Annotated in this window: 15 protein-coding genes; 10 read left to right on the forward strand and 5 right to left on the reverse strand. The window is 69.3% G+C overall.

Annotated elements, in window-relative coordinates; all coding sequences use genetic code 11:
* Positions 1-123: 123 nt before the first annotated feature.
* The gene (locus MWN34_RS04605) at positions 124-678 is read right to left on the reverse strand and encodes a thermonuclease family protein (protein WP_247027053.1); all 555 of its coding nucleotides are present in this window, start codon (positions 676-678) and stop codon (positions 124-126) included.
* A 522-nt stretch (positions 679-1,200) separates the two neighbouring features.
* On the opposite strand from MWN34_RS04605, the gene MWN34_RS04610 reads away from it, so the two are divergent.
* Positions 1,201-2,664, forward strand: coding sequence for a sensor histidine kinase (locus tag MWN34_RS04610; RefSeq protein ID WP_247027054.1), 1,464 nt, complete (start codon positions 1,201-1,203; stop codon positions 2,662-2,664).
* Between the two features lie 28 nt (positions 2,665-2,692).
* Here the strand turns inward: MWN34_RS04610 and cobT are convergent, their stop codons facing one another.
* Complete coding sequence (gene cobT / locus MWN34_RS04615; protein WP_247027057.1) at positions 2,693-3,715, reverse strand: nicotinate-nucleotide--dimethylbenzimidazole phosphoribosyltransferase; 1,023 nt, start codon at positions 3,713-3,715, stop codon at positions 2,693-2,695.
* A 129-nt stretch (positions 3,716-3,844) separates the two neighbouring features.
* Between cobT and bluB the strand changes: the two genes are divergently transcribed.
* From bluB to MWN34_RS04635, 4 genes are read left to right on the forward strand one after another with little or no spacing between them, the layout of a single operon-like run.
* Positions 3,845-4,534 (forward strand): 5,6-dimethylbenzimidazole synthase, encoded by a 690-nt coding sequence (bluB, locus tag MWN34_RS04620; protein ID WP_247027059.1) that lies wholly within the window; start codon positions 3,845-3,847, stop codon positions 4,532-4,534.
* Between the two features lie 5 nt (positions 4,535-4,539).
* Complete coding sequence (gene cobS / locus MWN34_RS04625; protein WP_247027061.1) at positions 4,540-5,373, forward strand: adenosylcobinamide-GDP ribazoletransferase; 834 nt, start codon at positions 4,540-4,542, stop codon at positions 5,371-5,373.
* Between the two features lie 25 nt (positions 5,374-5,398).
* A complete protein-coding gene (locus MWN34_RS04630) occupies positions 5,399-5,605 on the forward strand; it encodes a DUF1289 domain-containing protein (RefSeq protein WP_281502868.1) in 207 nt (68 codons plus the stop codon).
* Positions 5,602-6,330 (forward strand): TIGR02281 family clan AA aspartic protease, encoded by a 729-nt coding sequence (locus MWN34_RS04635; protein WP_247027065.1) that lies wholly within the window; start codon positions 5,602-5,604, stop codon positions 6,328-6,330. Before MWN34_RS04630 ends, MWN34_RS04635 begins: the two co-directional genes overlap by 4 nt.
* 14 nt (positions 6,331-6,344) lie before the next feature.
* Here the strand turns inward: MWN34_RS04635 and MWN34_RS04640 are convergent, their stop codons facing one another.
* Complete coding sequence (locus MWN34_RS04640; protein WP_247027067.1) at positions 6,345-7,181, reverse strand: sulfite exporter TauE/SafE family protein; 837 nt, start codon at positions 7,179-7,181, stop codon at positions 6,345-6,347.
* Positions 7,182-8,092: 911 nt separating this feature from the next.
* On the opposite strand from MWN34_RS04640, the gene MWN34_RS04645 reads away from it, so the two are divergent.
* Complete coding sequence (locus tag MWN34_RS04645; protein WP_247027069.1) at positions 8,093-9,163, forward strand: L,D-transpeptidase family protein; 1,071 nt, start codon at positions 8,093-8,095, stop codon at positions 9,161-9,163.
* Between the two features lie 98 nt (positions 9,164-9,261).
* Here MWN34_RS04645 and MWN34_RS04650 read toward each other — a convergent pair whose 3' ends face one another.
* Entirely contained in the window at positions 9,262-10,092 is an 831-nt protein-coding gene (locus MWN34_RS04650) for a MetQ/NlpA family ABC transporter substrate-binding protein (protein ID WP_247027071.1), read from the reverse strand.
* Between the two features lie 428 nt (positions 10,093-10,520).
* Here MWN34_RS04650 and MWN34_RS04655 point away from each other — a divergent pair, with 428 nt between their 5' ends.
* The 3 genes from MWN34_RS04655 to MWN34_RS04665 all read left to right on the forward strand — a co-directional run bounded on the left by MWN34_RS04655 (position 10,521) and on the right by MWN34_RS04665 (position 12,633).
* Positions 10,521-10,784 carry a hypothetical protein gene (locus tag MWN34_RS04655; protein ID WP_247027073.1) on the forward strand — a complete coding sequence of 88 codons (264 nt, stop codon included), beginning with the start codon at positions 10,521-10,523 and terminating at the stop codon, positions 10,782-10,784.
* Between the two features lie 153 nt (positions 10,785-10,937).
* Positions 10,938-11,978: a methionine ABC transporter ATP-binding protein gene (locus tag MWN34_RS04660; RefSeq protein WP_247027606.1), complete on the forward strand. Its 1,041-nt coding sequence runs from the start codon at positions 10,938-10,940 to the stop codon at positions 11,976-11,978.
* Positions 11,968-12,633, forward strand: coding sequence for a methionine ABC transporter permease (locus tag MWN34_RS04665; RefSeq protein ID WP_247027074.1), 666 nt, complete (start codon positions 11,968-11,970; stop codon positions 12,631-12,633). The genes MWN34_RS04660 and MWN34_RS04665 overlap by 11 nt, the downstream gene beginning before the upstream one ends.
* A gap of 15 nt (positions 12,634-12,648) precedes the next feature.
* Here the strand turns inward: MWN34_RS04665 and MWN34_RS04670 are convergent, their stop codons facing one another.
* Positions 12,649-12,927, reverse strand: coding sequence for a hypothetical protein (locus tag MWN34_RS04670; RefSeq protein ID WP_247027076.1), 279 nt, complete (start codon positions 12,925-12,927; stop codon positions 12,649-12,651).
* Between the two features lie 182 nt (positions 12,928-13,109).
* Between MWN34_RS04670 and dusA the strand changes: the two genes are divergently transcribed.
* Positions 13,110-14,150 carry a tRNA dihydrouridine(20/20a) synthase DusA gene (gene dusA, locus MWN34_RS04675; protein WP_281502869.1) on the forward strand — a complete coding sequence of 347 codons (1,041 nt, stop codon included), beginning with the start codon at positions 13,110-13,112 and terminating at the stop codon, positions 14,148-14,150.
* Positions 14,151-14,218 lie beyond the last annotated feature (68 nt).

Below are 14,218 nucleotides of genomic sequence, written 5' to 3' on the forward strand. Positions count from 1 at the left end.
TCAAATGCCGGGCGTGCCGCACCATGCAGGCATGTCACCTGTACGAGAACGGCATTGAAGACCGCCCGCACCCGCCTACCTCACTCGGCACGCCGTCCGCGAGGCCCCCGAGGCCCCCGCCGCTCAATCAGCCTCGACCGGGCGCGGATGGGCCGCGCGCCAGTCGGCCGGCTGCTCGAACGGACCGGCCCAGATGCCGCGCCGCGCCACGCGGGCGGGAAGCTCCTCCGGCGCATAGTGCAGCCCGACCGCCACTGCGAACCCCTCGCTCACCATGCGTCCGCCAATGTCCCACTCTTGCCCGTCCTGCCCCACGGCGCGGCACCGCGCCACCGTGCGGCCATAGCGGTCCTCGTCGAGCGCGCGGCACGCAACCGCCGCGTCGCCGATGATCGCCGCCAGCGCCTCGCGTGCCCTGCGCCCGCAGGGCCACGACGCGCCGTCCTGTCCACAGAATTGATGCAGCTCCACCGCGTCGATGTCGGCGAGGCGGATGCGCGTGCCGGCGAGGGTGAAGCTGTCGCCGTCGGCAAGGCGCAGCTCCCGGCCCGGCAGCATCCTGCGGCCGGGCAGGAAGCGCTCCGGCAGCACGCGCTCGGCAACCAGCGCGAGGCCCGTCATCACAAGCGCGACCAGCACCGGGGCGGTGGTGCTCCGCCGCCACACCCTGCCCCTCACCTGCTCTCCGCGCCTCATCCGCACCGTCGATTAACCATAGTTCTACGCACTCCATTAAGTCTCGCGACGGGATGGTGAAGCTCACACCTCCACCTTCTCTTCATGGCTGGGACCGGCAGGACGATGGGCACGACGGCGGCAGCCGATCGCGATTCGCAGGGACATGCCGGCGCCCCCGCGCAGTCCTACGCCACCGCGGCAGGCGGGCCAAAGGCGGCGCCGCCGCAGGCCGCGCCCCGCTCCGCGTATCCCCCGTCAGGGCAGGAATCGGCTGAACGCGCCACGAACGAACAGACCCGGACCGAACAGGATGGGACCGAACAGGTGACGTCCGGGCACGCCCGCTTCGCTCACACCGCTTCCGTCCAAGCCCCGTCCACCCAAGCCACGTCCACCAAAGCCCCCTCCACCCACGCCGTGTTCGCACACGCTACTCCCCCCGACACCGCTTCCACCGGCGACGCCCCCGCACGAGCCCCGTCCGCGATGGCCCCTGCCGCGAAGGCCTCCTCGGCCCCCGACATGCTCCTGCGACTCACGGCCGACCTGCGCCTTGCTGCGGCGCCGTGGAGCGCGCTCGGCATGCTGGCGGCCGGCGCCGGCAGCCTCGTTTTCCTGCCGCCGCTCGAAGCCGGGCTCTTCACCCTCGCCCTCACCGGCCTGCAGCAGCTTTCCACCGCGCTCGCCCGCCATGTGCGCGCGGTGCCGGATCTTGGGCGGGCGCAGCGCCGGGCACAGGTCTTCACCGCCCTCGACACGCTTTCGGCGCTGGCGGCGTCGGGCCTCGTGGCGCGGCTGCTCCTTTCCGGCGGAGGCGTCGCAGGGACGCAAGGAGCCGACGTCTATGGCCTCGCCGCGGCACTGGCCTATCTCACCGGCGCGGCTCGTCTCGGGGCGGGAGCCCGTATCTCCGCCATCATCGCGGCCTTGCCCGCCTTCGTCGCCGCCGCGCTGATGGCCACGCTCCGGCCGGGTCTGGAAGGATTGGCGGTCGGCGGCCTGCTGGCGCTGGCCGGGCTCGCCGCGCCTGCGCTGTCGCGCCACGCCAACCGCTTCATGCTCGGCGCGCTGGAAGCCCGCGCCGCCACCGACGGGCTGATCGCGGAACTGGAAGCGGCCAAGGCCAGCTCCGATGCCGCTGCCCGGCAGGCCGAAGCGGCGAGCGTCGCCAAGTCGCGCTTCCTCGCCCAGATGAGCCACGAGCTGCGCACCCCGCTCAACGCCATTCTCGGCTTCTCCGAGGTCATGAAGAGCGAATTGCTCGGCCGCCATGCGGTGCCGACCTACAAGGAATATGCCGGCGACATCCACGCCTCCGGCAAGCACCTGCTCAATCTCATCGACGAGATCCTCGACATCTCCCGCATCGAATCCGGCCGCTACGAGCTCAATGACGAGCCGGTGGCGCTGGCGGACATGGTGGAAGACTGCCGTGAGCTGCTGAAGATCCGCGCCCGCACCCGCGGCATCCGCATCCATGAGCTGTATGAGCCAAAGCTGCCGAAGCTGCGCGCCGACGAGCGAGCGCTGCGCCGCATCTGCCTCAACCTCATCTCGAACGCGGTGAAGTTCGCCCCGCTGCGCGGCGAAGTGTGGGTGAAGGTCGGCTGGACCGCCTCCGGCGGGCAATATCTCTCGGTGCGCGACAGCGGGCCCGGCATCTCGCCGGAACAGCGCGCGGTGCTTCTCGCCACCTTCGGCCGGGCGGAGGCCGCCACCCGCAACGCCGACGAGGGTGCCGGGCTGGGCCTCGCCATCGTAAAGGGCCTGGCCGAGCTGCATGGCGGCGCGCTGCATCTGCGCGGCCGGCCGGAGGAAGGCACCGAGTTCATCGTCACCTTCCCGGCCCTGCGCGTGCTCGCGGAACCGGATGCCGACGGGGCCGATGCGCCGGAGACGGAGCCGGCCGAACCGGCGCAGGCCGGCAGCGAGAGCGCGCTCGGCCACGCCGCGGGGCCGACGCCGTCCCGCGCCGCCGTCCGCTGATCGCCCAATGCAGCCCGCTTACCGCCCCTCAGGCGTCGGCGACCCCGGCCTCGGCAAAGGTCGCCATGCCGGCATGGCAGGCGAGCGCCGCCTTGATGACGCCGATCGACAGCGCCGCTCCGGACCCCTCACCGAGCCGCATGCCGAGATCGAGGATCGGCTCCAGCCCCAGCCGGCGCAGCACCTCGCGATGGGCGGGCTCGGCCGAGCAGTGCCCGGCGAGGCAATGGTCCAGCGCGGCGGGCTCGAGCGCGTGCAGGATCGCGGCGGCAGCGCAGACCACATAACCGTCCAGCACCACCGGCACCCGCTGCATCCGCGCGGCGAGAATGGCGCCCGCCATGGCCGCGACCTCCCGCCCGCCCAGCCGGCGCAGCACCTCCAGCGGATCGGCCAGCGGCGCGCCGGCGCGCTTCACCGCGGCCTCAACCGCCGCGATCTTGCGGGCCAGCGTCTCGCCGACCGAGCCTGTGCCGGGACCGACCCAGTCGCGTGCCTGCCCGCCATAGAGCGCATGGAACACCGCCGCGGCGACGGTGGTGTTGCCGATTCCCATTTCGCCCAGACACAACAGGTCCGGCTCGCCGGCCAGCGCCTCCATGCCGAAGGCCATGGTGGCCGCGCATTCCGCCTCGCCGAACGCATCCGCCTCCACGATGTCGGGCGTGGGATGATCGAGCGCGAGGTCGAACACCCGGAGGCCGGCTCCGAACACGCCGCAGATCTGGTTCACCGCCGCCTTGCCGGCCGAGAACGTCTCGACCATCTGCTTCGTCACCTCCGGCGGATAGGGCGAGACCCCGCGCGCGGCGACGCCATGGGTGGCGGCGAACACCGCAACCGTCGGCCGGTTCACCGCAGGAATCGCCTTGCCCTGCCAGCCGGCGATCATCACCGCGATCTCCTCCAGCCGGCCGAGCGCGCCGGGCGGCTTCACGAGCTGCCCCTCGCGGTCCAGCGCGGCCTGCCGGGCGGCCTCGTCGGCCCCGGGCATGGCGGCGATCAGGTTGCGGATATCGTCGAAGGGAAGGCCGGTTGCGGCGCGCGCCATGATATGGGTGTTTCCCTCTGTCGCTTCGGATCGCCGGTCGGGGTAGACCTCGCACCGGCGACGCGCAAGCGTGGTGGCGCCGACACCGCCATTTCGGTCTCATCACCCACCCGACTGGTCTCACTACCCATGGCCGCACCCGCCCGCTCACCCGGATGCGCACCCCCGTCGGGCGCGGCCGAAGCCTATCGCCCCTTCCCGCCTGCCTTCGCGCAGGAGCTGGACCGCCTGTTCCGCTGGCGTCGCGACGAGCGGCATTTCGAGACGACGCCGCTGCCCACCGGCCTGCTCGACGACCTCATCGCCACCGCGTGCCTCGCCCCGAGCGTCGGCTATAGCCAGCCCTGGCGCTTCGTAAAGGTGGACGACGAGGGGCGCCGGAGGTTGGTGTCGGCGAACTTTTCCGCCTGCAATGCCAAGGCCTTGGCCGACCAGCCGGACAGTCGTGCCGGCCTCTACGCCCGCCTCAAGCTGAGCGGGCTCAACGAGGCGCCGGGCCATCTGGCGGTCTTCACCGATACGGGATGCGGGACCGGCGGCGGGCTGGGGCGCGCCACCATGCCGGAAACGCTGTTCCATTCCACCATCCTCGCCGTCCACACCTTGTGGCTCGCCGCCACGGCGCGCGGCGTGGGCGTCGGCTGGGTGTCGATCCTCGACCCACTGGAAGTATCTGAAATTCTTGACATCCCCGACCATTGGCGGCTCGCCGCCTATCTGTGCATCGGCTACTCCCGGGCCCACGCCACAAGGCCCGAACTGGAGCGCTGCGGGTGGGAACAGGCGCTGACGCGCGACCGGCTGGTGATCGCGCGATGAACGGCATGAACGACAACCAGCCGCGCCCGAGCGCCGCCGCCTTCCCGTGGGAACTCATCCGCGCGCTGCCGGGTGCGTTGCGCTTTCTCACCCGCCTGCCGATTCCCCGCCTGCCCTTCGAAACCGCCGGCACCGAACATGCCGCCCCGGACATCGCGACCCTCGCCCCCGCCTTGCCGGTCGCGGGCGCGCTGGTGGGCGCGGCCGGCGCGGCGATGCTGGGCCTCGGCCTGCTGCTCGGCCTCACCCCGTTTCTTGCGTCAACGCTTGCATTTGCAACGATGATCGCGATCACCGGCGCGTTCCATGAGGACGGGCTTGCCGATCTCGCCGACGGCATGGGGGGCATGAACCCCGAGCGCCGGCTGTCCATCATGAAGGACAGCCGCGTCGGCAGCTTCGGCGTGCTGGCACTTGTCGTGTCGGTGCTGCTGCGGGTCGGCGCGCTGGATGCGCTGGTGGAGCGGGCGCCGGCCTTGGCGGCAGCGGGACTGATCGCCGCGGCCGGCGCCTCCCGCGTTGCCGGCCTGTTCATCCTCCACGCCCTGCCGCCTGCCCGTGCCGACGGAATCGCCCGTGCCGCCGGTGTCGTGCCGCGCGGTGCCTTGTTCAGGGCTGCCAGGGTGTCGCTGTTCCTCGCCGCCGCTCTGGTGCTTCCGGGATTCGGTCCGATCGCGCTGGCGCTGGCGCTGGCGTTCGCCTCGGTGGCTACGGCCGGAATCGCCCGGCTCGCGCGCGTCCTGCTCGGCGGCCAGACCGGCGACGTGGCCGGCGCCGCGACCCAGCTCGCCGAGATTGCCTTCCTGTTGGGCCTGCTTATGTTCGCGCAACCGTCCTGAGCCGTTTCAACCCGTCCGTCCGATCATGACCGTGTCCACCCCCTGCATCCGTATCTGCACGCTGGATCCATCGGGCCGGCTGTGCCTCGGTTGCGGACGTACCATCGAGGAGATCGGCGCATGGGCCGGTTACGAGGAGTCGATGCGGCTGGCGATCATGCGAAGCCTGCCCGCGCGGCTCGCCCTGCTCGCAAGGCCACGGCCAGCATGCAACCGGAGCGCTCCGCGATGACCGGCGAGCGCTTCATGTGGGTGGTGGTGCTGGCTCTGGCGAGCGGTGTCGCGCTGATGGCGGTAGCCGTCCAGCGCGGCGAGATCGCGGGTGTTGCGCCCGGGGATATCGCCCATCTGGTTGCCTATGGCGCGCTCGCCCTCGTGGCCGGTGCGGCGACGGTTGCGGCCTTCACCGGACGCCTTGCCGAGGCGCTCAAGGCGCTGCTGCTGTGGGTTGTCATCGCCGGTACGATCGCTGTCAGCTATTCGTTCCGCTACGAGCTGCATGCCGCTGCTTATCGCGTGCTGGCGGAGATCGCGCCGGGCTATGCGGTGCCGCTGGCGGGAGCGAGCGGCCCGGCCGTCGAGGTGGCGCGGGCGCGCGACGGCGACTTCAACATCCGTGTCGAGGTCAACGATGCGCGCATTCCAATGCTGGTCGATACCGGTGCCTCCAGCGTCGTGCTGACCCCGGACGATGCGCGCACGGTCGGCCTGCCGGTTGATTTCCTGCGCTACGACATTCCCATCGACACCGCCAATGGCCGTGGCAAGGCGGCGTCCGTGGTGCTCGACAGCATCTCGATCGGTGGCTCGATCCAGGAGCGGCGCGTGCCGGCGCTGGTCGCGAGTGAAGGCATGCTCAAGCACAGCCTGCTCGGCATGAGCTTCCTGTCGCGGCTGGAGAGTTTCGAGATCCGCGGCGAGAAACTGGTGCTGCGCGGCAAGACGGATGGCGGATAATCGCCTGTTTTCCTTCAGGCGAGCAATTGCCAGGCGAAGCGGGCGCCGATGACGAAGAGGTAGATTCCGAAGCCGATTTCGAGCTGGCGCCGCGTAAAGGCGTGGGCCAGACGCGCGCCGAGCGGCGCGGTGAGGGTCGCGACGCCGCCGACCAGAAGAGCGCCGGGAATCGAGACATAGCCCAGCGAGAGCGGCGGCAGCTCCGCCAGATGCGACAGCCCGCCGATCACATAGCCGATGGCGCCGGGAATGGCGATCAGGACGCCGAGCCCGGCGGAGGTCGCGATCGCCTGGTGGATCGGCACGCGGTAGAGCGTCAGGATCACGCTCGCGATGCCGCCGCCACTGATGCCGATGAGCGGAGAGGTCAGGCCGACCCCGAAACCATAGGCGCTCATCAGCCCCCGGCCCGGCAATTCATCGCCCAGCACCCAACTCTCGCGGCCGAACAGCAGCCGCATCGACATCAGCCCGGCAAAGGCGACGAAGGCGACCTTCAGCACCCGATCCGGGGAGACCGAGGCGAGTGCGGTGCCGGCGAGCACGCCGAGCACCACCGGGACCGCCCAGCGACGCAGCGCATCGGAGCGCACCGCGCTGCGCGCCCGGTGAGCCCTGTAGGAGCCGAGCGCCGTCGGAATGATGATGGCGAGGGAGGTTCCGACCGCAAGGTGCATGCGCAGGGCCGGATCGACCCCGGCAACCGTGAAGACCTCGAACAGCACCGGCACGATGATCGCGCCGCCGCCGATGCCGAACAGGCCGGCAAGGATTCCGGTCGCGGCGCCCGCCAGCAGCAGGGAGCCGGCAAGCCAGAAAAGCTCAGCATGGGGAATCAGGGATTCGGACATGCTTCCTGCTGTAGGGCCTCCCCGGACCACCGGAAAGTGGCCTCATGACCCGATCGGGCAGAGACGCTTGCGCGGTCGCTCGGCAACGAGCCTGGCAACCTGGAATACCTCCGATCGGATATCCACCATTTCGCCGATGCATACCCCTGCGTCATTCAGCTAAAGTTCCCCGCAGAGTTGCAGAACGCACTGAGTCTTGGTCGCCCCGTCTCACATACCGAGCAGCGCACAAGCAACCATCGGGCGGGGCGCGGTACAGGACCGGAATACCAGCTGTGGGTCCTTCCACGGATCGACATCTGGCGAGGGGAGAAAAATGGCATCAAGGGGTGATCGTGTGGCGCAGGTACGCCGCGAAGTGCAGGAATCAAAGACCAGGGGCGGCTTCCTGCCCAATGACAATCCGTACAGAACGGCGCCCCTCTGGGCTCCGTATTGGCTTGCCACCCTCATTCACGGTATTATAACACCAAGATCGAATGCGCCGAAACGCAAGCGGCGGCGCAATTTCTGAGTGTACCACGGGCCGCTCCGCGTGGATGGCAAACGCGGATCCCGCCCTACCGGAATGGTCATCGGGCCCTTTCCCGCGCGGCTCGCGGACGTTGCGTTCGGCCTGACCGTACGCGATCACATCTCTGCGTGTGCAGGCGGCGTTAACGTGGCGTCTACCCTTCGCCGCTAGACAGGATGGATGATCGCGCGTCCTAAGGTCGACCGGATCTTCCCGCCGCCGCCCACGGTGCCCTTCGCGCGTCCGGCCGGTGTGCGCGATTCTTCCGTTTCACCGACAGCGATGCGCTCCTCGCCGCACTGCATCCACTTTTTTCAGGAATGCAGGCCAGGATGAAAAGGGACCGATCGGCCGCCGCCGGCCCGGCCCGGCGTCCGCCTTTTCGGGAACGAATGCCATGCTGTCCGCCCTCACCCGCTCCTCCCGCCCGACCTCCACCCGCCTGCGCACGCTGCTCCTGCTGGCTCTCGCGGTGACGGTCGCCGGCTGCTCCCGCTTCGATGGCGACGATCGCGGCGAGGTACCGATCCCGCCCAAGCTCATGCAGCAGATGTCGGCGAAGGGCATGACACCCGCGGATCCGATCATGGTGCGGATCTACAAGAAGGAAAGCGAGCTGGAGCTGTGGAAGCGCGACCGCACCGGCCGCTACGCCCTGCTCAAGACCTATCCGCTCTGCCGCTGGTCCGGCAAGCTCGGGCCGAAGATGCGCGAGGGCGACCGCCAGGCGCCGGAAGGCTTCTACACCGTGACCCGCGCGCAGATGAACCCGCGCTCGCAATATTACCTCTCGTTCAATCTCGGCTATCCCAACCCGCTCGAACAGGCGCTCGGCTATGAGGGCGGCGCGCTGATGGTCCATGGCGCCTGCACCTCTGCGGGGTGCTACGCGATGACCAATGACGGCATCGGCGAGATCTACCCGGTCGCGCGCGAGGCGCTCGCCGCCGGGCAGCCGGGCTTCCAGGTGGAGGCCCTGCCCTTCCGCATGACGGCGCGCAATCTCGCGCTCTACCGCAACGATCCGAACATGCCGTTCTGGCGCAATCTGAAGGAAGGCACGGATCTGTTTTCGGTCACCCGCCAGCCTCCGCAAGTCGCCGCCTGCCAGAGCCGCTATCGCTTCACCCCGGCCGGAGCCGATCCCGGCCCGCCGAGCGACCCGCTCGGCCCCTGCCCGGCGGTGATGCCGGATGTGGCCGTGCAGCAGGCGATCGCCGCCAAGCAGGCCAATGACGAGGCCGCGATCGCGACTCTGGCGCAGATCGAGCCGCCGAGCGCGCCGGGCTATGTGGATGGCGGCATGAATGCCAGCTTCCGCGAGATTCTTCGCAAGTCCGGACCGCAGAAGCTCGCGGCCATGACCTCCGGCCAGATCCCGGTCAGCCAGCCCGATGCCGCACTTGCCGACCCCTATGTGCCGCCGGCGGCGACCGGCGAGGCCGTGGCCTCCATCGACGGCCAGTAGCGCCCCCACCACGCGCCGCAACACAGACAAAACCGCCCGGCCATATGCGATGGCCGGGCGGTTTTCCTTATCTGGTCCTGCCCGCGCTGAGGCGGTTCTCACCAGGCGGGGAGGATGGCGCCCTTGAAGCGGGTCTGCAGGAACGCCTTCACCTCGTTCGACTGATAGGCGGCCACCAGCTTGCGGACGGCCGGCTTGTTCTCATCGCCGGCCCGCACCGCAATGAAATTGCCGTAGGGATTGTCGGTCCGGCTTTCCTGAACCAGCGCGTCCTTGCGCGGATCGAGCTTGGCGCCGAGCGCGTAGTTGGTGTTGATCACCGCACCGTCGAGATCCGGGAGCTGGTTGGGAATGAGGGCGGCGTCGAGCTCGACCAGCTTCACCTTCTTCGGGTTGCTCGCCACGTCGAGCACGGTCGGCTGCAGTCCCTTGCCGGGCGCAAGTGTGATGAGCCCATTGGCGGCCAGCAGGTTCAGCGCGCGCCCGCCATTGGAGGGATCGTTCGGAATGCCGATCTGCGCACCCTGCGGGATGTCCTTGAAATCCTTCAGCTTCAGCGAATAGAAGCCGATCGGCTCGACGATGGTGGAGCCGGCCGGCACGATCTTGTAGCCCCGCGCCGCGATCTGCGCATCGAGATAGGGCTTGTGCTGGAAGGCGTTGGCGTCGAGATCGCCACGCGAGAGCGCCTCGTTCGGCAGGGTGTAGTCCGAGAATGTCACGATCTGGATGTCGAGGCCGTCCTTCGCGGCAACTTTCCGGGCAACCTCGGCGATCTCCTCCTCGTCACCGCCGATGATGCCGAGCTTGACCGAATCCGCTGCGCGCACGGCCGAGGAGAAAACGGGCAGGCCGACGGCGGCGACCAGCGCGGCGCCAAGGGTGAGGCCAAGCCAGCGACGGGACAAGGCGGGCGAAAGCACGGGCATCGAAGTCTCCTGAGGGGATAGGCGCGGCGCGCCGGTCACTCAAGGAGACGGGGTCGCGCTGCGATAGTCTAGTGTCTCAATGGAATACTAGCCATGCATAATTGCTGGGCGAACTGCCCAACAATAAGGCGGACCGCCGATTAGTCTATTCCTTTGGTTGACATTTCGCCGACGCGTGCTATCTACCCCTGCATCGGATCGGCCCTCGTGCCGCCCCGGTCGCGGGATTTGACACCCGGCAGCTTGCACCGCGTCATCAACGCTAAAGCGCCACGGAGCGACTTCGTGGTCGGGCAACGAGCTTGAGGAGCCGAGCCATGACCATGTGCTGTTGTCGACGTCCCAAACGGCCCTGAGCCGCTTTCCCCTGCTTCATTGCAATGGCGGACATGCCTTGAAGGCTCCTCCGCAATTCGGGACGTTTTCAAATGACCGGTGTCGATTTCGCTTCGGGCGCCTTCGCGTCCTCTCCTGCCTATGAACCCACCCTCGACGACATCCTGTCGGACCCGCTGGTCGGGCTGATCCTGCGCCGCGACGGGCTTTCGGTGCCGGCCGTGCGCGTCACGCTGGAGCGGGCCCGCGAGCGTCTGGGCCGCCGCGCCCCGCGGGCGACCGGCGCCGCCGATCCCGTCGTGGACGGCCAACGCGGTCGGCAGCCGACTGACCAAAGGCTTGCCAACGCCGCCTGAACGGCCTTCGGAGACATGATGCTTCAGCATGCCCTTGCCGCGCCCGGCGCCGCAGCTTCGCCGCTCCACGCGGCGCCGGACACGCCCCCGAAACCTATCGTCGCGTCCGGCTATGGCGATGATCCGACGCGGACACCCGCCGCGCGCGACGCGATGATCCGGCTCGACGCCGTATCGAAGCACTTCGCCCCGCGCGGCAGCGAGGCGGCTGTGACGGCGCTGAAGGACGTGTCGCTCGCGATTCCCCGCGGGGAGATCTACGGCATCATCGGGCCTTCCGGTGCCGGAAAATCGACCCTCATCCGCACGGTGAACGGCCTTGAGCGCCCGAGCAGCGGCGTGGTTCGGGTCGACGGCGTCGTCATCAGCGGGCTCGACGAAGCGGCGCTGCGCGCGGAGCGGCGGAAGATCGGCATGATCTTCCAGCACTTCAACCTGCTCTCCTCGCGCACCGCCTTTGCCAATGTGGCGCTGCCCCTCGAACTCGCCGGCCTGTCCCGCCAGGCCGTGCGTGCGAAGGTGATGGGCCTGCTCGATCTCGTCGGCCTCGCCGACAAGGCGGAGCGCTATCCGGTCGAGCTGTCCGGCGGGCAGAAGCAGCGTGTCGGCATCGCCCGCGCGCTTGCGACCGATCCCAAGGTGCTCCTCTCCGACGAGGCGACCAGCGCGCTCGATCCCGAGACCACCCGATCCATCCTCGCGCTGCTGGCACAGGTCAACCGCGATCTGGGCGTCACCATCATGCTCATCACCCATGAGATGGCGGTGATCCGCGAGGTCTGCCACCGCGTCGGGGTCATCGAAGACGGCGCCATCATCGAGGAAGGCACCGTGCGGGATGTCTTCGCCCGTCCGCGCACCGCGACCGCCCGCAGCTTCATCGGCAGCCTGCCGGGTCGTGAACCGCCCCCCGCCATCGCCGCCCGTCTCACGCCATCGCCGGAAGGCGCGCGCCAGACCGTGCTGCGCCTCACCTTGAGCGGCGCGGCGGCCGGCGCGCCGGTGATCAGCGCGCTGGCCCGACGGCTCGACATCGACGTCGCGCTGCTCGGCGGACAGGTCGACAGCGTCGGCGGTGAGCCCTTCGCGCTTCTCTATCTCGGCGTGCCGACCGCGAACTGGGCAAGCGGCGCTGTCACCTCGGTGCTCGGGGAATGGGACATCCGGACGGAGGTGATCGGCCATGTCGCCTGAACTTCTCGGCCTCGTGCTCGATGCGACGCTCGAAACGCTCTACATGGTCGCCGCCGCGACCCTCGTGGGCACCGTGCTCGGCCTGCCGCTCGGCATTTTCCTGGCCACCTCCGGCAAGGGCGAGCTGTTCGAGGCGGTGACGGTGAACCGCGCGCTCGGCCTCATCGTGAACGCCACCCGCTCGACGCCCTTCATCATCCTCGTCGTCGCCATCATCCCCTTCACCCGGCTGGTCGCCGGCACCTCGATCGGAACGACGGCGGCCATCGTGCCGCTCTCGATCGCCGCGACGCCCTTCATGGCGCGGATCGTCGAGGCGGCGATCCGCGAGGTCGATCACGGGCTGGTCGAGGCCTCGCTGGCCATGGGCGCGACGCCGCTTCAGATCGTGCGCAAGGTGCTGATCCCGGAAGCCTTGCCCGGACTGCTGCTCGGCATCACGCTCGGCATCGTCACCCTGCTGTCCAACTCGGCGATGGTCGGCGCGGTGGGCGGCGGCGGGCTCGGCGACCTCGGCATCCGCTATGGCTACCAGCGCTTCATGCCGGAGGTGATGCTGCTGGTCGTCGTGGTGCTGATCGTCCTGGTTCAGGCGGTGCAGTCACTGGGAGATCGGCTGGCGCGGCGCGTGAACCACCGTCTGCGGCGTTCCTGATCAGCGCGACACTTCTTATCCCCGAGCCACCTCGTGCCCCCAGGCGACGAGGATTCGATCGAGGTCATTATAGCCGCCGAGCACCCAGTTGCCCCCGTCCGCCGGCAGGATGTCGATGAGGAACGAGGTACGCACGGCATCGACCCGCTTGCGCAGGGAGGTGCCGATCTCATCGGGCGCGAAGAAGCAGAAACTGCTCCAGCTCCGCGTCGCTTCCGGCAGCGTCTCGGGCGCGAGGCGCCATTCGGTGCCGTTGCGGATGAAATCGCGGCGAACGATCTGATAGGGCTCCATACCGCCTGTATCCCGGATTCGCGCCGAGCGCGCCACAGCCGGATCGTCCGGCTGCCTGTCCAATCACCGGCTTTCGTGCTAGGTGAGGCCATTCCCGCATGCCCCGCTGCCGTCCGGCGTCCGGCCGACGCTGGCATACGCTTTGACCGACCCACGGAATATCCATGACGGACGCGACGTCCATGCCATCGCCCCCCGCAGAACCCCGCCCCGCCGCACTGGCGGCGCTGCGCTTCTCCGTGGCGCCGATGATGGACTGGAGTGATCGACACTGCCGCGCCTTCCACCGCACCCTCACCCGACATGCGCTGCTCTATACCGAAATGGTCACCGCCAATGCGGTGATCTTCGGGGATCGGGAGCGGCTGCTCGGCTTCTCGCCCGTGGAACACCCCGTGGCGCTGCAGCTCGGCGGATCGGACCCGGAGGCGCTGGCCAAGGCGGCGGCGATCGGCGCGGAATGGGGCTATGACGAAATCAACCTCAATGTCGGCTGCCCGTCCGACCGGGTCCAGGGCGGCAATTTCGGCGCCTGCCTGATGCGCAGTCCGGCCCTCGTCGCCGATTGCGTGGCCGCGATCAAGGCGGTCGTGCGGGTGCCGGTGACGGTGAAGTGCCGCATCGGCGTCGACGAGCAGGATCCCGAACCGGCGCTCGACGAATTCGCCGACCACGTGCTGGCGGCCGGCAGCGACGCGCTCATCGTCCACGCCCGCAAGGCGTGGCTGCAGGGCCTGTCGCCGAAGGAAAACCGCGATATCCCGCCCCTCGACTACGACCGCGTCTACCGGCTGAAGCGACGGCTCGGCGGGGTGCCGGTCGCGATCAATGGCGGCATCGGCTCGCTGGAAGCGGGCCTTGCCCATCTCGACCATGTGGATGGCATCATGCTGGGCCGCGCCGCCTACCAGAATCCGGACCTGCTGCTCGGCGTGGACCCGTCGCTGTTCGGCACGCCCGCGCCCCATGCCGACGCCTTCGCCGTGGTGGAGGCGTTCGAGCCCTATGTCGCGGCCCATCTCGTCGCCGGCGCGCGGCTGCACGACATCACCCGGCACATGCTGGGCCTGTTCGGGGGCCAGCCGGGCGCGCGGGCCTGGCGCCGCCATCTGGCGGTGGAGGGCGTGAAGCCGGGCGCCGGGCTCGACGTGTTGCGCGCGGCGGCGGGCCATGTGCGCGATGCGCTGCGGCAGGCTCAGGAGCGGCGCCCGCTGGTGGCTTGAGGCTTCCCCTAAGATCGATCCGCCGCCCGAAAATACCGCCGCCCGGACGCCGCGCGACCGGGGCGGCG

The organism is Ancylobacter crimeensis (assembly GCF_023016805.1).
Taxonomy (GTDB): domain Bacteria; phylum Pseudomonadota; class Alphaproteobacteria; order Rhizobiales; family Xanthobacteraceae; genus Ancylobacter; species Ancylobacter crimeensis.